General features: G+C 62.3%; 18 protein-coding genes and 1 tRNA gene. 8 read left to right on the top strand and 11 right to left on the bottom strand.

Features of this window, described 5'->3' with window-relative positions:
• Positions 1-71 precede the first annotated feature (71 nt).
• Complete coding sequence (locus tag AC244_RS14850; RefSeq protein ID WP_053249598.1) at positions 72-1,061, top strand: bile acid:sodium symporter family protein; 990 nt, start codon at positions 72-74, stop codon at positions 1,059-1,061.
• Positions 1,062-1,153: 92 nt separating this feature from the next.
• Here AC244_RS14850 and AC244_RS14845 read toward each other — a convergent pair whose 3' ends face one another.
• Complete coding sequence (locus tag AC244_RS14845) at positions 1,154-1,615, bottom strand: Hsp20 family protein (protein ID WP_025424819.1); 462 nt, start codon at positions 1,613-1,615, stop codon at positions 1,154-1,156.
• Positions 1,616-2,009: 394 nt separating this feature from the next.
• On the opposite strand from AC244_RS14845, the gene AC244_RS14840 reads away from it, so the two are divergent.
• Complete coding sequence (locus tag AC244_RS14840; RefSeq protein ID WP_053249597.1) at positions 2,010-2,975, top strand: alpha/beta fold hydrolase; 966 nt, start codon at positions 2,010-2,012, stop codon at positions 2,973-2,975.
• Positions 2,976-3,002: 27 nt separating this feature from the next.
• On the opposite strand, the gene hisN is transcribed toward AC244_RS14840, so the two are convergent.
• Positions 3,003-3,776 (bottom strand): histidinol-phosphatase, encoded by a 774-nt coding sequence (gene hisN, locus AC244_RS14835; RefSeq protein ID WP_053249596.1) that lies wholly within the window; start codon positions 3,774-3,776, stop codon positions 3,003-3,005.
• A 317-nt stretch (positions 3,777-4,093) separates the two neighbouring features.
• Positions 4,094-4,975 carry an N-formylglutamate amidohydrolase gene (locus tag AC244_RS14830; protein ID WP_053249595.1) on the bottom strand — a complete coding sequence of 294 codons (882 nt, stop codon included), beginning with the start codon at positions 4,973-4,975 and terminating at the stop codon, positions 4,094-4,096.
• A gap of 195 nt (positions 4,976-5,170) precedes the next feature.
• Between AC244_RS14830 and cpdR1 the strand changes: the two genes are divergently transcribed.
• The 3 genes from cpdR1 (at position 5,171) to AC244_RS14815 (ending at position 6,948) form a co-directional block, all read left to right on the top strand.
• Complete coding sequence (cpdR1, locus tag AC244_RS14825; protein ID WP_025424823.1) at positions 5,171-5,533, top strand: response regulator CpdR1; 363 nt, start codon at positions 5,171-5,173, stop codon at positions 5,531-5,533.
• A gap of 272 nt (positions 5,534-5,805) precedes the next feature.
• Positions 5,806-5,880, top strand: a tRNA-Val gene (locus AC244_RS14820).
• Between the two features lie 375 nt (positions 5,881-6,255).
• Positions 6,256-6,948, top strand: coding sequence for an alpha/beta fold hydrolase (locus AC244_RS14815; protein ID WP_053249594.1), 693 nt, complete (start codon positions 6,256-6,258; stop codon positions 6,946-6,948).
• A 103-nt stretch (positions 6,949-7,051) separates the two neighbouring features.
• On the opposite strand, the gene AC244_RS14810 is transcribed toward AC244_RS14815, so the two are convergent.
• The 6 genes from AC244_RS14810 to AC244_RS14785 all read right to left on the bottom strand — a co-directional run bounded on the left by AC244_RS14810 (position 7,052) and on the right by AC244_RS14785 (position 13,502).
• Positions 7,052-7,729 (bottom strand): peroxiredoxin-like family protein, encoded by a 678-nt coding sequence (locus tag AC244_RS14810; RefSeq protein WP_053249593.1) that lies wholly within the window; start codon positions 7,727-7,729, stop codon positions 7,052-7,054.
• A 192-nt stretch (positions 7,730-7,921) separates the two neighbouring features.
• Positions 7,922-11,200, bottom strand: coding sequence for an adenylate/guanylate cyclase domain-containing protein (locus AC244_RS14805; RefSeq protein WP_053249683.1), 3,279 nt, complete (start codon positions 11,198-11,200; stop codon positions 7,922-7,924).
• Between the two features lie 236 nt (positions 11,201-11,436).
• Positions 11,437-11,712, bottom strand: coding sequence for a hypothetical protein (locus tag AC244_RS14800; protein WP_053249592.1), 276 nt, complete (start codon positions 11,710-11,712; stop codon positions 11,437-11,439).
• 36 nt (positions 11,713-11,748) lie between these two features.
• Positions 11,749-11,931, bottom strand: a complete 183-nt coding sequence (locus AC244_RS14795; protein ID WP_053249591.1) for a hypothetical protein — start codon at positions 11,929-11,931, stop codon at positions 11,749-11,751.
• 114 nt (positions 11,932-12,045) lie between these two features.
• Positions 12,046-12,984 (bottom strand): 4-hydroxy-tetrahydrodipicolinate synthase, encoded by a 939-nt coding sequence (dapA, locus tag AC244_RS14790; protein WP_053249590.1) that lies wholly within the window; start codon positions 12,982-12,984, stop codon positions 12,046-12,048.
• 11 nt (positions 12,985-12,995) lie between these two features.
• Complete coding sequence (locus AC244_RS14785) at positions 12,996-13,502, bottom strand: hypothetical protein (RefSeq protein ID WP_053249589.1); 507 nt, start codon at positions 13,500-13,502, stop codon at positions 12,996-12,998.
• A 302-nt stretch (positions 13,503-13,804) separates the two neighbouring features.
• Between AC244_RS14785 and ilvD the strand changes: the two genes are divergently transcribed.
• Both ilvD and AC244_RS14775 read left to right on the top strand, forming a co-directional pair.
• Positions 13,805-15,643: a dihydroxy-acid dehydratase gene (ilvD, locus tag AC244_RS14780; protein WP_053249588.1), complete on the top strand. Its 1,839-nt coding sequence runs from the start codon at positions 13,805-13,807 to the stop codon at positions 15,641-15,643.
• Between the two features lie 281 nt (positions 15,644-15,924).
• Entirely contained in the window at positions 15,925-16,353 is a 429-nt protein-coding gene (locus AC244_RS14775) for a lipocalin-like domain-containing protein (protein WP_053249587.1), read from the top strand.
• Between the two features lie 58 nt (positions 16,354-16,411).
• Here AC244_RS14775 and AC244_RS14770 read toward each other — a convergent pair whose 3' ends face one another.
• Positions 16,412-16,816 (bottom strand): GFA family protein, encoded by a 405-nt coding sequence (locus AC244_RS14770; protein ID WP_053249586.1) that lies wholly within the window; start codon positions 16,814-16,816, stop codon positions 16,412-16,414.
• 163 nt (positions 16,817-16,979) lie between these two features.
• Positions 16,980-17,387, bottom strand: coding sequence for a GFA family protein (locus AC244_RS14765; protein WP_053249585.1), 408 nt, complete (start codon positions 17,385-17,387; stop codon positions 16,980-16,982).
• Positions 17,388-17,487: 100 nt separating this feature from the next.
• On the opposite strand from AC244_RS14765, the gene AC244_RS14760 reads away from it, so the two are divergent.
• A complete protein-coding gene (locus tag AC244_RS14760) occupies positions 17,488-17,949 on the top strand; it encodes a MarR family winged helix-turn-helix transcriptional regulator (protein WP_053249682.1) in 462 nt (153 codons plus the stop codon).
• Positions 17,950-17,954: the final 5 nt, after the last annotated feature.

Genomic DNA, 17,954 nt, shown 5'->3' with positions numbered 1-17,954 from the left:
TTATTCCTTGCATCCTGCTTCATAATGACATTTCTCGGCAAGACGTTTTCTCCATCAAACCAGTGACAGACATGCGCCGCTACCTTCCCGACACGTTCACCCTGCTCCTGCTCCTCACGGTGCTGCTGGCATCGTTGCTGCCGATCCATGGCGAGGCGACCGCCTGGTTCGCCATCGCAACGAAGGTGGCCGTGGGCATGGTGTTCTTCCTGCATGGCGCGAGGTTGTCACGCGACGTCGTCGTCGCCGGCTTCCTGCATTGGCGGCTGCATCTGGCGATCCTGACATCGACCTTCATGCTGTTCCCGCTTGTCGGCCTTGCGGTCGGCTTCGTGCCGTCATCGATCCTGCCGCCGGCGCTCTATACCGGCATCCTGTTTCTCTGCGTGCTGCCCTCGACGGTGCAGTCGTCGATCGCCTTCACGTCGGTTGCCGGCGGCAATGTCCCGGCAGCGATCTGCTCCGCGTCCGCCTCCAATATCTTCGGCATGTTCCTGACGCCGCTTCTCGTCGGCCTGTTGTTTTCAGCCGGCGGCCATGGCGGCGTGTCGCTGGATGCGCTGGAACAGATCCTGCTGCAGCTGCTGGCACCGTTCATCGTCGGCCAGCTGTTGCAGCCCTGGATCGGCGCCTGGATCCGGGCGCGCAAGGGTCTGCTTTCGCCCGTCGACCGTGGCTCGATCCTCATGGTCGTCTATCTCGCCTTCAGTCAGGCCGTCACATCGGGGCTATGGCAGACATTTTCGCTCGCCGATCTCGGGGTGCTGGTCGCAATCGAGGTGGTCATGCTGGCGCTCGTGCTCGCCGTCACCATGTTCGGCAGCCGCCTGCTCGGTTTCAACCGGGCCGACGAGATCGCCATTACCTTCTGCGGCTCGAAAAAGAGCCTTGCGAGCGGCATTCCGATGGCGAGCGCCATCTTCGCCGGCCAGAACATCGGCGCGATCGTGCTGCCGGTCATGCTGTTCCACCAGATCCAGCTGATGGCCTGCGCGGTGATCGCCCAGCGTTATGCCGCCCGCAAGGAGCCGGACGCGGTCGCCGAACCCGTTCGTTCCTAAAGCCTGTCCTGGTAAAGCGAGAAAATAACGATCCAACAAAAAAAAGGCGGCGCCCTCTCGGGCGCCGCCTCTTCAAGCTTGGGAGGTGCGGATTAGAGGTTCTGAGCCTCGATCTGCTTCGGCTGCGATGCGACCGACGTGATGTCGATCCGGCGCGGCTTGGCGGCTTCCGGGATCTCGCGGGTGAGGTCGATGTGCAGCAGGCCGTTCTTCAGCGAAGCGGACTTGATCTCCACATGGTCGGCGAGCTGGAAGCGGCGCTCGAAGGCGCGCTTGGCAATGCCGCGATGCAGGAACTGGTTTTCCTCGGCCTTGTCCTCGCTTTTTTCGCCCTTGATCGTCAGCGTATGTTCGCGCGCTTCGATCGACAGTTCGGTTTCGTCGAAGCCGGCAACCGCCATCGTGATGCGGTAGGCGTTCTCGCCGGTGCGCTCGATGTTGTAGGGCGGATAAGTCTGAGCCTGGTCAGGCTGGCCGAGGCTGTCGAGCATCGTGAAGAGGCGATCGAAGCCAACGGTGGAGCGATAGAGGGGGGAAAAATCAACGTGACGCATGGTGTCCTCCTGGGAGCAACTGTTTGCGATGTCTGGTCTGCCACCCCATCCAGGCAGCGGCGCGACCGGTGAACGGACCCGTCATCGGCGTCCGTGACCAGAACATGGGAATGCGATTTCGTCAGTTCAAGGCATGCCGGTTCAAGATTCTTGAGAGGTGAATGGCCGATGAATGGACGGTTCGGCCGCGGTTCAGATCGCACGCGTTAGAACAGCCACACTGGGAGGAAATCTCCCGGGGCTGAAGTGACACGTCCCTTCTCCTTCAGCAGCCGGAAACGGTGATCGTCCGGATTTCACCCACCGTTTCCGGCTTTTTTCTTTGACGGCGCCAGACCCGCCGCCTATCCCTGATGATTACGATCAACGTGTCTTCACCCTGGTTTCATCCGTCATGACCTCGATCCTCCGCTCCACACCGGACAATCCGATACCGGACAATCACGTGGCGGGCTTCTTTGATGGAGCCGGTGGCCGCAAGATCCGCTATGCCATCTTCAAGACCAGAACGCCGGTTGCGCGCGGCACGGTGGTGCTGCTGCAGGGCCGCAACGAATCGATCGAGAAATACTTCGAGACCATTGCCGAACTCAACGCTGCCGGCCTCTGGGTCGCCACCTTCGATTGGCGCGGCCAGGCCGGCTCGGAGCGGCTCCTGCCCGATGCCCGGCGCGGCCATGTCGAGCGTTTCTCCGATTACGAGCGCGACCTGACCACCTTCCTCGAGCAGATCGTGCTGCCGGACACCCGGCTGCCCTTTTCCATCGTCGCTCACTCCATGGGCGCGCTGGTCGCATTGTCGCTCGCCCCGCTGCTTTCGAGCCGCATCGATCGGTTGGTGGTGCTCGCCCCCTTTGTCGGCCTCGGTGGCCAGATAATCGGCGAGCGCAGCATCGCCAGCATGGCAACGGTGATGCGCTGGCTCGGCCTCGGACGGCTGCCGCTGCACGCCGACAAGGGCAATCGTCCCTTTGAAAACAATGTGCTGACCGCCGATCGCCGGCGTTATGCGCGTAACCTGGCCATGACAGGAGCCTATCCGGAATTGCGGCTTGGGCCGCCGTCGGCGCGCTGGCTGAGTGAAGCGTTTCGCGCGATGCGACGTGTCGCCCGACGCGAACACCTAACCCGCATCACCCTGCCGACGATCATCCTGGCACCGACAGCCGACCGCCTGGTGCCGCATCTCGCCGTCGAGTGGCTGGCGCGCAATTTCCGCGCTGCCCACATGATCCCGATCGACGGCGCCCGCCACGAACTGCTGCACGAGGCCGATCGCTATCGCGCCCAGGCCATGGCGGCCATTCTTGCCTTCGTCATTCCCGAGGAAGACGACAAGGACGAGGGCGAAGCGGCCTGAGAAGGGTCATATCAGCACAGGTGGGTATCAGCCTCTGAGAATTTCCAGCGCCTGCGCATGCAGTTCGGCGCTGCCGGCAGCGATGACTTCGCCGCCCATTTCCGCCGGGCCGCCCTGCCAGTTGGTGATGATGCCGCCGGCCTGCTCGATCAGCGGGATAAGGCCGCCGACGTCATAGGGCTTCAGCCCGCACTCGATCACCAGGTCGACATGGCCGGCCGCAAGCAGCGCAAAGGCGTAGCAATCGCAGCCGTAGCGGAACAGACGCACCTTGTCCTGCAGCGCCTCGAAGCGGGTCTTGTTGTCGCCGGTATAGAGATGCGGCGACGTCGTGAACAGCACCGCGTCGGAGAGCGCGTCGCAGGCGCGGGTCGAAAGCACCTTGTCGCCGTCGGGGCCGCGATAGAGCGCCTGCTTGCCATCGGCAAGGAAGCGTTCGCCCGTAAACGGCTGGTCCATCAGACCCATCACCGCATCGCCATTGCGATAAAGACCGATCAGCGTGCCCCAGACCGGCAAGCCGGAGATGAAGGCGCGCGTGCCGTCGATCGGGTCGATCACCCAGACATATTCGCGATCGAGCCCGACATTGCCATGCTCCTCGCCGAGGATGCCGTGATCGGGAAAATTCGCCTCGATCAAGGCACGGATCGCAGCTTCCGCCGACTGATCGGCTTCCGTCACCGGGTCGAAACCGCCCTCGAGCTTGTTGACGACGCTCGTGCCGATACGAAAGCGCGGCAAGGTTTCCGCCTTGGCGGCATCGGCGAGACGATCGAAAAAGGAGCGGTCCGGTAGCATGTCACTCTCTTTAGGGAAGGAAACAGGAAGGTCCGATCTGCATAGACGAAATTTGCAGAAAGGCAAACGGCAGGCGACCGCTGTCAGCGATCGGATAAGGGGTGGCGTGCCGATCGCTTCAACGCTGTCGATGCAGTGAAATTCCTTTGATGCACTGCAAAAGTTTTCACTGGTTCAACTTGACAATTGTGCAGTGCAATATTAGGGTTTTTCTACAGTCACTCGTGACTGTAAATACCCTCCTTGGGTGTTTCCTCCCTAGACTTAACCGCGCCATCGGCGCGGTTCTTTTTGAGGTCAGCATAGGGAAAACCGGGCTACTCCGCGGCAAGCGGCAGATAGGCACCATAATCCTCGACATGACGCGCCAGCGAAGCGATAAAGCTGGTGAGATCGGCGACCAGCGCGCCGAAACCGGGCTTCCTGACCAGCGTCGTCTCATCGACATAGAGCCCGCGATTGATCTCGATCTGCAGCGCATGCAGGCCGCGGCTCGGCCGGCCGTAGTGTTCGGTAATGAAGCCGCCGGCATAGGGCTTGTTGCGGGCAACGGTATAGCCGAGCTCCTGCAGCAGATCGACGGCCATCCTCGAAAGCTCCGCCGCAGCGCTGGTGCCGTAACGATCGCCGATGATGAAGTCCGGCCGCTGGGCGCTGCCCGGCAGCTGCACGTTGCCGGGCATCGAATGGCAATCGATCAACACCGACAGGCCGAACTGGACATGTGTGCGGGCAATCAGCTTGCGCAAGGTGGCATGGTAGGGCTTGTAGATCGTCTCGATCCGCGCCAGCGCCTGTTCGACGGGGAAGCGGCCGCGATAGATTTCCATGTTCTCGGCGACGAGCCGCGGCACGGTTCCAAGACCGCCTGCCACCCGCATCGAACTGATATTGGCGTGAGGCGGCACAGGGCCGTCGAACATGCGCGGGTCGAGTTCGTAAGGCTCGCGATTGACGTCGAGGAAGGCCCGCGGGAAATGCGCCAACAGCATCGGCGCACCAAGGAACGTCGCATTCTGGAACAGCTCGTCGACGTAGTGATCTTCGGAACGGCGGATCGCCAGCGCATCCAGGCGCGACTGATCGAGAAAGGCCTGTGGATAAGAGCGGCCGCTATGGGGCGAGTTGAATACGAAGGGAATCCGCTGACCTGCAGGTTCCAGAACCTCAAACAGCTCCCTCTCCGTGATCTCCCCCATCGGAACCCTTTTTACCATGTCCGGTTCTTGCTGTTGTCATCATGTTGCCAGTTGGTCGGCTCTGTGTCCATAGTGCGCCCACTCCGGTTTCTGGGGAGTTGACGCGCCGCGTTCACGAGATATTTACCCCGTTGCGGTTTGGATAGAACGCCGCAATCCATACGCAATGAATAAAGAGAAGCAACGGCCGAGTTCATGACTGTGAAAATCCTTCTTGCCGAAGACGACAACGATATGCGCCGCTTCCTGGTGAAGGCGCTCGAAAAGGCTGGCTACAAGGTCATGTCCTATGACAACGGCGCCAGCGCCTACGACCGCCTTCGCGAAGAGCCCTTCTCGCTTCTCCTGACCGACATCGTCATGCCCGAGATGGACGGCATCGAGCTTGCCCGCCGGGCGACCGAACTCGATCCGGATCTCAAGGTGATGTTCATCACCGGCTTTGCCGCGGTCGCGCTGAACCCGGATTCGAAGGCCCCGAAGGACGCCAAGGTCCTGTCGAAGCCCTTCCACCTTCGTGACCTCGTCGACGAGGTCAACAAGATGCTGGCCGCCTGAGACCAGACATTTTTCCACAGCCGCCGCCGCCGTCCGCGACACTTGCTCCGGATCGGAGCGGATTTCAGATCGACCGCCGCGATCCACAGGGATCTTCGGCGGTCTTTTCATTTCAGTGACTTAAGCGCAAAGCCCGGAAATCCGGGGCTTCCCGCGGGCCGCCACAGGCGGCGTGCAAGGGCTCAAAACGGCCAGCAAAATTTCTGTCAAAAAACCTTCGAAAACCCTATTGACGCGACGGCGGGTTCTATGGTCTATGCGCCTCATCGGATGGGCGTGTAGCTCAGCGGGAGAGCACTACGTTGACATCGTAGGGGTCACAGGTTCAATCCCTGTCACGCCCACCATCCTTACCCGGGCGAACTTCCCCATCGCCGGAAACTTTCACACAGACGAAAAACGAAATGCAGGTTCGGCGATCAAGCGCCGGCGCTGCCTATCGCTTATAAACTCCCGAATACAGCATCTGCCCCCGGCCAAAGACCGACGAGCGCAGATCGGAAACCGGCGCCTTGACGGCATTGCCGCGCAAGACACCGAGCGATGGCACCGCAACCGGAGCCGCTGCGCGAAATAACAGGCCCGCGTCATGGATCGTCCTGTCTTGCCGCCCTACCTTGCTCTCGCGATCTGATCGCATCCACCCGACATGAAGCATGCACCATGTCGGCGGCAAAGAGCCCAGGATTCGAAAGCCCGCGTGGGAGAGAAAGGAACGGACAATGCCAGCCATCAAGAACATCGTCCTGGTACATGGCGCCTGGGGTGACGCCTCGCATTGGCGTCACGTCATACCGCCGCTGCACGCCAAGGGCTACAAGATCGCCGCGGTCCAGAACCCGCTGACGTCGCTTGCCGACGATATCGACCGGACATCGAAACTTGTGGCCGCACAGGACGGGCCGACCTTGCTGGTCGGCCACTCCTACGGAGGTGCCGTGATCACCGGCGCCGGCCACGCAGACAATGTCGCCGGTCTGGTCTACATCGCCGCTTTCGCGCCCGACGAAGGCGACAGCCTCGGCAGCATCTTCGCCCGCCGCGACGCCCCGTCCGGCGCCGGCAGTATCCGGCCCGACAAGGATGGTTTCCTCTGGCTCGACCAGGCGACGTTCCGCCAGAGCTTCGGCCAGGATCTCGGCGAGACCGAAGCGCTTGTCATGGCCGTCGCGCAGAAGCCGATTGCCGGACGTTGCTTTGAAGACAAGTCCGGCCCGCCGGCCTGGAAGGTGAAGCCCAGCTGGTATCAGGTGTCGAGCCGCGACAACATGATACCGCCGGAAACCGAACAATGGATGGCCGAGCGCATCAAGGCGAAAAAGACGATCACGCTCGACGCGAGCCACGCGTCGCTGGCCTCGCATGCCCCGGAGATCGTGGCGCTGATCGAGGAAGCGGCAGCATCCCTCGGCTGACGTCAGCCCTCACTCAAACGTGCTGCCCCAGAGACGTTTCCGTCTCTGGGGCAGCATTGTTCTTAAAGGTGGGAGCGGCAGGGACGGGGCAACCCCGCCGTCGTCAATGGCCGACGCTCGACGCAGCCGACATCAGTTCCTCGCGGCGGGGCACGCCGAACATGTTATGTCCGTCGGCCGTTACCTCGGTAAAGCTCCACCGGACGATCCCATCCCGATCGAGCAGGAACTCGCCGACGAGCTGCCCTTCGCCCGTGGCCATCATGCGTTCGTCGTCCTGCGTGATTTCATACCCGTCCGTCTTGTCGAGATAGGCCGACGCTGCCCAAGGATCCATCGCCGTGGGCAGCTCGCCCGGCATGTCGACGCGCATCGCCAGAATAGTTTTCTTGGCGACCTTGTGAGGCCATTCGTCCTCATCCTCGGTGAATTGAAGATTGGGCAAGCCGAACGCCCGATGCGAAACCCGCTCCGGATCGGAAGCCGCCAGCAGATGCGGCAGCGGGTGGTAGCGGAAATAGAGCCGGGCCCGCTCGATCGGCGTGTTGACGATCGTCAGGCTCTCGATGCCTTTTTCGCGCAGCGCCCCGTCGAGCTGCGCCATCGCGGCGATCTGCCGTCTGCAGAAGGGGCAATGCAGGCCGCGGAACAGGCCGACCAGCACCGGCTTGCGACCGCGAAAATCGTCAATGGCAATCTGCCCGTCCTGGGTAATCGCATCGAGCACCACGTTCGGCGCCCGGTCACCGGGCTGTAGTGGTCCATTGTGTTGTTCAACCATGATTTTGTCTCCTCATGCCGGTCGTGGGTTACGGAGATGCGGGGGCAAGTCTCGCGCAATGACATGAACGCAACCACCTCGTCCGGTGCAGAACCGATTGGCGACACAGGTCTCTCTTTCGGAAACCGTCGGCGGCCGATCATGCAATCTGGATCTTCGTATTTACCTTCGACGGACCTGCCCTGCGGCGCCCTAGTCGAGGAACGGCAATATCATCAACGCTTCGGGATCAAGACCGTGCCGAGTGCATATGTCGCGAGCCGAGGCGAAGTGCCTTTCCGCACCATCGAGATCACCCGCATCAAGGCAGAGCGTCGCCAAGCCATCATAGCACGGAAACAGCAGCTGCGCCTCTCGCGTTTCGAAAGCGAGTTCGAGTGCTTCCTCGTACAGGAGACGCGCGACATCGGGGCGACCGTGACACTGGTCGATCTGTCCCAGCACCAGCAGCGATACCGGCAGGTGATCGCGCTGATCGAGTTCGCGGTCGATGGCGATGGCCCGTTCGGCTGCCGGAATGCCATCGGCGGCACAGCGGTCCGTAAAGGTGCAATAGGCCACGGCCAGATTGGAAAGAAGGCGCGCCTGAAAGCCGAGATCCCCGATACGCTGCGCCAGGTCGAAGCCGAATTTGCAGACTTCGATTGCCCGTCGCGGCTCGATGATCGTGTAGAGAACGGCAAGGTTGGTGTAGCCTCGGCAAGCTGCATTGAGCAGATCGGCCGCCTCGGCGACCGCGACACTGCGCTCGATCGTTGCAATTGCCTCGGTGCCGCGGTTAAGGCGCGCCAATGCCACGCCTTTGGTATTGAGGGCTTCCGCCGTTACGCGATCCATCTCGCGTCGAGCATCCAACGCTTCGGGCGCCAAGGTCCCGACACGCTTCAACGCATCGTCGGCCCAGGCCATGGCGTCGACACAGTTGCCCATACGAAAGGCCAGGTGACCGCGTTCCTGCGAGAGGTGGGCGCTTTCGATCGGCGCGTCCGCGTTCTCCAAAAGAAGGGCCGCCGCCGCGAACGCTGTCAGGGCCTCGTCGCGCCGCGCCGTTTCCCATAGGAGATGTCCAAATTTGCGCTGAATGCGAGCGGCGGAGACCCGGTTGTCGGTCGTGCGATAGACGTCGAGGAGCCAAGCGTAGTGCCCTGCAGCCGCGTCGCGCTGGCCCGAAGGGCTGAGCAGATCGGCAACTCGCTCGCGGGCGGCAAGCCATTCGGCCCCTTCCTCGCCAACCGCTGCCCAGGCGGCCATAGCCTGCTGGTAGAACCGGATGGCATCGTCGTTCGCATAGATCGCCTGCGCGTGTTCTCCAGCCGCCATCAGATAGTGTGCGCCTTTCGACTTTTCCTCCGATTGGCTGAAATGGTGGCCAAGCAGCGCCATCTCCTCCAGCCTTGTGGTCTGTGCTCCGTAGCGACGCTCGAGACTTTCGGCGACAACAGCATGTATCTCCGCGCGCCGACGCAGAAGCAGGTTGTTGTAGACCACCTCCTGCAGCAGGGTCTGGGTAAAGCGGTAGGTCTGCACGCCCTGCAAGCGGCCGTCCCGCGTCTCCTCGATAATCTCGGTATCGCACAGAAGATCCAGCGCCGCATCGATCGTGGTTTCGTCGCCGGCAACGATCCGCAGCAAGTCGACGTCAAACCGCGGACCGATGACCGCCGCATAATGAAGCAGTCTGCGCGATTGCGGCTGCAGCCGGTCGATCCTGCCCAGCAACATGGCTTCGATGGTCACGGGAATATCGACGGTTGCCTCGCGCTCGACCACCCGCCAGGCGGTCCCGTGGTGCTTCAGGGCGTCGACTTCAATCAAACCGCGTACGATTTCCTCGATGAACAGTGGATTTCCGCCCGCACGTGCCAGTATACGGCCGGCCAGTCCCCGGTGCAGGCCATCCGCACCGAAGAAGGCTGAAAGCAGCCTTCGCCCCTCAACCTCGGTCAGCGGCGTGAGCCGCAACGCCGTGAGGCTCGTTCGACCAGGCTTCAGCCGCTCGACCGCCGCGTCGGGGCGCTGCGTCGTCAGCATCATCAACGGACCGCCCTCCATCCGGTCGAGGACAAACGCAATGGCATCGAGCGACGCGGCATCGGCCCAATGCAGATCCTCGATCACCAGCAGCAGCGGCGCGCGTGACAGGCGCCGCTCGAAGATGGCTCGCACCGCCGCAAAGAGCTGGCGACGCATCTGCTCCGGCTCCACATGCCGCAACATTTCGTCGTGCGTCCCCATCCCCAGGATGCGAAGGAAAAGCGGCACAAGCTGTTCCAGCTTTTCAGGCGTAAAGCCGATCTCCGCTAGCCCCGCGGTAAGAAGCTCGGTGGTCCGCGCCAATGTGTCGAAGGTCGAAATGCCGTAGGCCCCGCGCAAGACAGACGCGAGAACCCCGTAGGACGGCTCGCCCAGCGACGAAGAGCTTGCGCGGCGAACGACGACGTGGCCGAAGCGCGGATCGACGGCGACCAGCGCCAGAAACGCGTTGACGAGCCGCGATTTCCCCATCCCCGCTTCACCGGACAGCCGCACCAATTGCGCGGTCCCGTCACAGGCAAGTTCCAGACAATCGAGCAGACGCTTCATTTCCCCATCGCGCCCGACCAATGGCGCTGTCAGGCCCAGGGCCTCCAGACCGCGTGCGGCCCCGGGTGCATCAAGAACCTCGATCAGTCGGTACACCTCGACGATGCCAGCTTTGCCGCGCAATGCGGTTGCACCCAGCGCCTCATAAGCGAAGGCATGGCGGGTCACGCGGTATGTGACCGGTCCAACGAGGATCTCACCGGGCCCTGCCATTGACTGCAGGCGCTGGGCGGTGTTCACCGCATCGCCCGTGACCGAATAGGATTTGCTGTCTCCGGCTCCCAGGGCGCCGGCAACCACGGTACCGGTATTCAACCCGATATGCAGGTTCAGCGGCGCACCAATGCGATCCTGCCAGCGTTCACCAATCAGGCTTGCGCGCGCGATCATGTCGATCGCCGCCCGAAGGGCTCGCTCGGCATCGTCCTCATGCGCCACCGGGGCGCCAAAAAGGGCGAGCAGCGCATCGCCGATGAATTTATCGACGAACCCGCCATAGGCTTCGACCGCTTCTGTCAATTCTGCAAAGAGTTCGTTCTGAAACGTCTGCAGGATCTCCGGATCCATATGTTCGCCAAGGCCTGTGAAGCCGCACAGATCGGCAAAAAGGATGGTTGCGGTGCGGCGGTCGGCATTTTCGTTGTCACTCGATGCCGGTACGGATGGATCCCGTGCCGCCCTTGGCGCCGGTATCACCGCAGCCTGCCCAGACACCAAAACTTTTGCTGCCGCCGGCTTGTCCATCGGCGTGCCGCAATTCGGGCAGAAAGCGAAACTGGGGAGACACTCCGCGCCACAGCTCGGACACAGGCTCCGCTGCTTGGCTCCGCATCTCGGGCAGAACGAAAATCGCCCCTCGATCTCGCAACCGCATTCATGACAGTTCATCAATGGCGAACCTTCGAAGAGGCCCGGCGTGCCGCATGCCATCCAGAGCCGTTTGGACACAATCAACGTAAAAGAATGGACCCGCTCGCACGGCTTTGCAAGCAAGCACTAACATCAAGATATCAGGGGCTGACAGGATCCGAACAGGCCGCACCATGACCGCCTTGGGAGGTATGCTGCATTCTGTTTCCGTCGGTCACGCGATCCCGCGACCGACGGAAACAAGGGCTTGGAGATCAGGAGTGGGCGCGGCGCCGGGGCTGCCTGCGCGCGCTCGATCTGCTCGCAAACGTACCGAGGTCGATGGCGGCGCTGTCGGGCGCCCGGCAAACCTCTTCGGGATGGCGATCGCTTGCTTCCATTGCGAAATGGATCGCTGCCGCCTCGTTGGTGAACAGCCCTCCGACCAATCCCTTGCGGTCGGAAACAACCCACCAGCCGTGGCTATCGCGCCCGACGACGAAACGCGCGCGCGCCAGAAAACCGCGACGTACCTGCTGCATACTGCCCATGGTCGAATGTTCCTTGTTGACGAAGAGTGCGACGGCTCAACCGGCGAGCCAGGGAATGACGGTCTGGATGCCGTAGGCGAGCCCGAGCACGATACCGAGGCGGATGCCGATGCCGAGGAAGGCGTCGCGAACCACACTGTTGTCGGCGGGATAGCTGTCGGTCCCCTGCGACCGGCGTCTTTGTTCCGCCTGTGCGGCAAGATGGGGGAAGCGTGACATGGTCTGTCTCCTTTGTTGTGTTTGATACGAAGCGCGTGCCGTGCCAGTCGTGCACAGCGGCAAAAGCCGCCCAATCTGCGATGACATGGAACCGCCCCGTCGATGGCCGTGGCCTCAGCTCACAAGCGCGAGGGGCAAGCGCGGGCTGGCATGTTGACCGCCACGAACCTCGATCAGCGGTTCGAGTGCCGAGCGGATCTCGGCGGCGGTTTCCGGCGACACCGTCGTCAGCGGCAGCCGGACCTCGGGGCTGAGCCCCCGTGCCAGATGCAAGGCGTATTTGATCGGGCCCGGATTGGTTTCGCGTTCAAGTGCGGTGAACACAGGCTGGAGCCGCTGATGGATGGCGACAGCCGCTTGGGCGTTGCCGGTTGCGATCGCGTGATGCAGGGAAACCATCAGCCTCGGCACGACATTCGCCGCCACCGAAATCGTGCCGTGCCCACCGCAAAGATTGAACGGCAGCGCCGTCTGGTCGCTGCCGGAGAATTGGCAGAGCCGCGCTTTGAGAGATGGCGGCGAGGCGAGGAAACGACCGACGTCACCCGTCGCATCCTTGATGCCGACGATGCCGGGCAGCTGCGCCAATCGCTCGAGCGTGCGCGGCGCGATATCGACGCCGGTGCGCGAGGGCACGTTGTAGACGATCACAGGCAGATCGACCGCCCGGACGAGGGCCTCATAGTGGCGATAGATCCCTTCCTGGGAGGGCTTGTTGTAGTACGGCGCAACGATGAGCGCAGCGTCGGCGCCGAGCGCCTTGGCCTCAGCGGTCAATTCGATCGTCGTTTCGGTAGAGTTCGTGCCCGTGCCGGCGACAACCGGGATTTTCCTTTCGGCGACCTCGACGCACCGTTCGATGACCATCGATCGCTCGGCGCGGGAAAGCGTTGCCGCTTCGCTGGTGGTTCCGCAGGCGACGATGCCGGAAATACCGTGGCGGATCTGCCATTCGACCAGCGACATCAGGCCGATCGTATCGACCTTGCCGTCCCGAAATGGCGTGACCAACGCCGTGATCGCCCCTTCGAGGCGAAGCGAATGATCGCTCATGGAAATGTCCTTCAGGTTGGGAGATGGCCGCGGCGGGTGCCGTCGCTTTCGATTGAAAGCCGATAGACGCGGCAGCATTGCAGGAAGGCGGCCAGGATGGCCGATGCCAGATCGGCGTGGCGGGCCTTGAATGTCAGGCGGCCGGCATCGGCCGGTGCGTAGCGAAGTGTGCAGGTCCACAGGCCGCATTCATGGCTGAGGGTGCGCAGGCAGAGCTTGGCTTCGGTCGCGGTCGTCAAGTGGATCACGGCGTCGACCAGCGCGTCGGCGGCCATGAGCTCGCGGAAGCGGCGCGACGGCCAGTCTTCAGCGACCAGCTCAGGCATGTCTTGGAGCAACCGCACGGCCTCCCAGACGTGGTGTTCACGCAGGCGACGCACCGCCGCGATGCGCAGGAGCAGGAGCTTCAAGGCATCCGGCCCGCTTTCGGCGCGGTCCGCCCCCTCGAAGCGATCGATACCGGGCTGGCGATCCGGTGTCTCGGGACGATGGCGAAAGCTGAAATCGTAAAGGGTCATGGTGCTCACCCGTTGTCGATGAGTGAAGGCTAACCCCGCCCCGCGTCCGGTTTCGATTGCGACTTGCATCCGGTGGCATAAGATTTTCATAAGGGAGATCAAATGCCGGGTGTCCAAGGCAAAGGCACCCGGCTACAGTGCCGCGAGGGGCGGATATCCAGCCAAGATGCGGGCAGTGCGGCGTCGAAATAATCTGACGCAAAAGATGACGTGCACGCAATTTTGCGCTAGGTAGCCCCTGCACTGGCGGTCGGTGATCGTCATATCAGCCAATGACATTTCGTCCTTGAAGGAAAACGTCCATGCCTGCCTATCGCTCCCGCACCACCACCCACGGCCGCAACATGGCCGGCGCCCGCGGCCTTTGGCGCGCGACGGGCATGAAGGACAGCGACTTCGGCAAGCCGATTATTGCGGTGGTCAACTCGTTCACGCAGTTCGTGCCGGGCCACGTGCACCTCAAGGACCTCGGCCAGCTCGTCGCCCGCGAGATCGAGGCGGCCGGCGGCGTTGCCAAGGAATTCAACACGATCGCCGTCGATGACGGCATCGCCATGGGCCATGACGGCATGCTCTATTCGCTGCCGTCGCGCGAGATCATCGCCGACAGCGTCGAATACATGGTCAATGCCCATTGTGCCGACGCCATGGTCTGCATCTCCAACTGCGACAAGATCACCCCCGGCATGCTGATGGCGGCACTGCGCCTTAACATTCCGGCCGTCTTCGTCTCCGGCGGCCCGATGGAAGCCGGCAAGGTCGTGCTGCACGGCAAGACGCATGCGCTCGATCTGGTCGACGCCATGGTTGCTGCTGCCGACGACAACATCTCCGACGAGGACGTCAAGGTCATCGAGCGTTCCGCCTGCCCGACCTGCGGTTCCTGTTCCGGCATGTTCACCGCCAATTCGATGAACTGTCTGACGGAAGCGCTTGGTCTGTCGTTGCCGGGCAACGGCTCGACACTCGCAACCCACGCCGATCGCAAGCGCCTGTTCGTCGAGGCCGGCCACCTGATCGTCGACATCGCCCGCCGCCACTACGAGCAGGACGATGACAGCGTATTGCCGCGCAACGTCGCCTCGAAGCAGGCCTTCGAAAACGCCATGGCACTCGACATCGCCATGGGTGGCTCGACCAACACCGTTCTGCACATTCTCGCCGCCGCCCATGAGGGTGAGGTCGACTTCACCATGGCCGACATCGACCGACTGTCGCGCAAGGTTCCCTGCCTGTCGAAGGTGGCGCCGGCCAAGAGCGACGTGCACATGGAAGACGTGCACCGCGCCGGCGGCATCATGTCGATCCTCGGCGAACTCGAAAAGGGTGGGCTGATCAACCGCGATTGCCCGACCGTGCACAGCGAAACCCTCGGCCACGCCATCGACCGTTGGGACATCACCCGCACGACGAGCGAAACCGTGCGCAATTTCTTCCGCGCGGCCCCCGGCGGTATTCCGACCCAGGTCGCCTTCAGCCAGGAAGCCCGCTGGGACGAGCTCGACACCGACCGCGAAAAGGGCGTCATCCGCTCGGTCGAACATCCCTTCTCCAAGGACGGCGGCCTCGCCGTGCTCAAGGGCAACATCGCGCTCGACGGCTGCATCGTGAAAACCGCCGGCGTCGACGAAAGCATCCTGAAGTTCTCCGGCCCGGCACGGGTGTTCGAAAGCCAGGACGCATCGGTCAAGGCCATCCTCGCCAACGAGATCAAGGCCGGCGACGTCGTCGTCATCCGTTACGAAGGTCCGAAGGGCGGCCCGGGCATGCAGGAAATGCTCTATCCGACGAGCTATCTGAAGTCGAAGGGCCTCGGCAAGGCCTGTGCGCTGATCACCGACGGCCGCTTCTCCGGCGGCACTTCGGGTCTTTCGATCGGCCACGTCTCGCCGGAAGCGGCAAACGGCGGTACGATCGGCCTGGTGCGCGAAGGCGACATGATCGACATCGACATCCCCAACCGCACGATCAGCCTGCGCGTCGACGAGGCAGAACTCGCCAGCCGCCGCGCCGAGCAGGACGCCAAGGGCTGGAAGCCGAGCGAAGTGCGCAAGCGCAAGGTGACGACAGCACTCAAGGCTTACGCCGCCTTCGCCACCTCCGCAGACCGCGGCGCGGTTCGCGACCTCGGCGACCTCTAAAGCGATTCCAGGAAAAGTGTGAAACGGTTTTCCGTCAGGAATTGCGTAATTTCAAAGAGTTAGATCATTTCACTGTTTCAATGAAACAATGAAATGATCTAAAGGTCGACTGGCAACAGATAAGAGGCTCCCGCCTGCGCGGGGGCCTTTTTTATGCGCTCTATGCCGTCGTTCCAAAGCGACGACCACGCTCGCCGCAGTTCAATCCAAGCGCAGCCAATCTGTTCCGATCGCGATTCACCTGGTATTTTAGATTTATCTAATTTCCATAGAGGTGAACGATGGCAAACGCGGCGGACCTGCTCGGCACCTGGAAAATGCTCTCCTGGACCCGCAAGGCGGTGGCATCGGGCGAAGTCACCGATGCGATGGGTCCCGACCCTATCGGCTACCTCTCCTACCAGCCGGATGGCCGCATGACCGCGGTGGTGGTCCAGCGTCAGCGGCCCGTGCCGAACGGCACGACGCCCACCGACGAGGAAAAGGTCGCGCTCTTCGATTCCATGCTCGCCTATGCCGGTTCCTATACGCTTGAGGACGGCAAGGTCATTCATCATGTCGATGCGAGTTGGAATCCCAACTGGGGCACTTCGGACCTGATCCGCCCCTTTGTTCTGGACGGCAAGCGGCTGGTGATCCACAGCGCGCCGGGTATCGATCCGACCACGGGCGAAGAGGTCACCTACCACCTCGAGTTCCGCAAAGTCTGAAGGTCGGCCCCTGCGCCCCAGCAAAGCGGGCGCCTTTACCCCTCCAGGGCCCGACGGCCTAGAGATGGCGCGTTTCGGCCGGCGGGTGGAACCAGTTGTTGTTGCGGCCGTCCATATATTGCACCGGCGCTTCGGCAAGCACGGAGGGATCGACGTCGTCGAGCGTCGCGACGTTGACGGAATAGTAGGCGCCGCCGATCTCCTCGATATAACCATGCCCAAAGGCAGCAATGCCGCAGGTCTTGCAGAAGCGGTGATGCACGCTGTCGCTGCCGAATTGGTAGTCGGCGATATCGACTTCCTCGGCCTGCAGCCGAAACGCATCCGGCTTCACGATCGCGCCCCAATAGCGCTTCTTCCAGCAGATCGAGCAATTGCACTTGCCCGTACCGGCGTCGAGATCGATATCGGCCTCATAGCGGATCTTTCCGCAATGGCAGCTTCCCCGATAGGTCTGTTTCATTACCTTCACTCCCATGCAGCGCATATTTCAATGCGCCAATATGACAACTTATTGTCATTTCACCTTTGCGCAGTGACAACATATTGTCAATTACATCCAGCGACGGTTTCCGAAAAAAGGGAACCGGACGGGGCGAGCGCGATGCCCGCAAGGTGCACCCAATCTAGAGATGCCGGACCTCCGAAGGGGCGTTGCCCCAGTTGTCGTTGCGTCCATCCATATAGTCGATGGGGACCTCGGCGAGCACAGAGGGGTCGAGGTCGTCGAGACAGGCGAGATTGACGGAATAGTAGGCGCCACCCAATTCCTCGACGTAGCCATGGCTGAACGGCATGATGCCGCGGGCCCGGCAGAAGCGGTGATGCCCGACCTTGGCGCCGAACTGGTAGTCCCCGACATGGGCCTCATCAGACAGCAGGCGAAAATCGCCGGGCTGGATCTGAACGCCCCAATAGCGCACCTTGGCGCAGAGCGAGCAATTGCATTTGGTCGTGCCGGCATCGAGGTCGAAATCGGCCTCGTAACGCACAGTGCCGCAGTGGCAACTGCCTCTGTAAGTCCACTTGGCCATTCCCATTTCCCTTGATGCGATCAAAACGCTTGCGACAAGCACAGCATCATGACAACATGCTGTCATTATCCACCATGGCACAATGGCAGTCGCTGTCAACATGAATGACCCTGTTCGCACCCCCGCCGGCGACGCCTTCGCCCAGTTCGCCATCTCCGTGCTTCGCCTGGCCGGTCCGTTGACGGCGGCAGGCGACGTGCTCGCCAAACCCTCGGGGCAGACCAGCGCGCGCTGGCAGGTATTGGCGGCCGCGAGCCACGCACCGATGTCGGTCGCCGATGCCGCCCGCGCGCTCGGCCTCGCGCGGCAGGGCGTGCAGCGCATCGCCGATCTGCTCGAAGAAGAGGGACTGATTGCCTATGGCGACAATCCGGCGCACCAGCGTGCCAAGCTGATGGTACCGACGCCGCGCGGCGAAGAAGTACTCGATGAAATCAAGGCCAGGCAGGCCATCTGGGCGGATACCTTTGGCGCGGAGCTTGGAGAGGAGCGACTGCGACGGGCAACCGCATTGATCGGCGAAGCTATCGCCCTGCTGCGGGATCGCCCGACGACGGGTTAGCGCGC

The sequence above is a fragment of the Ensifer adhaerens genome, from assembly GCF_001270265.1.
Taxonomy (GTDB): domain Bacteria; phylum Pseudomonadota; class Alphaproteobacteria; order Rhizobiales; family Rhizobiaceae; genus Ensifer; species Ensifer adhaerens_B.
Note: the sequence above shows the minus strand (reverse complement) of the source record. Positions and strands in the feature narration are given on the sequence as shown.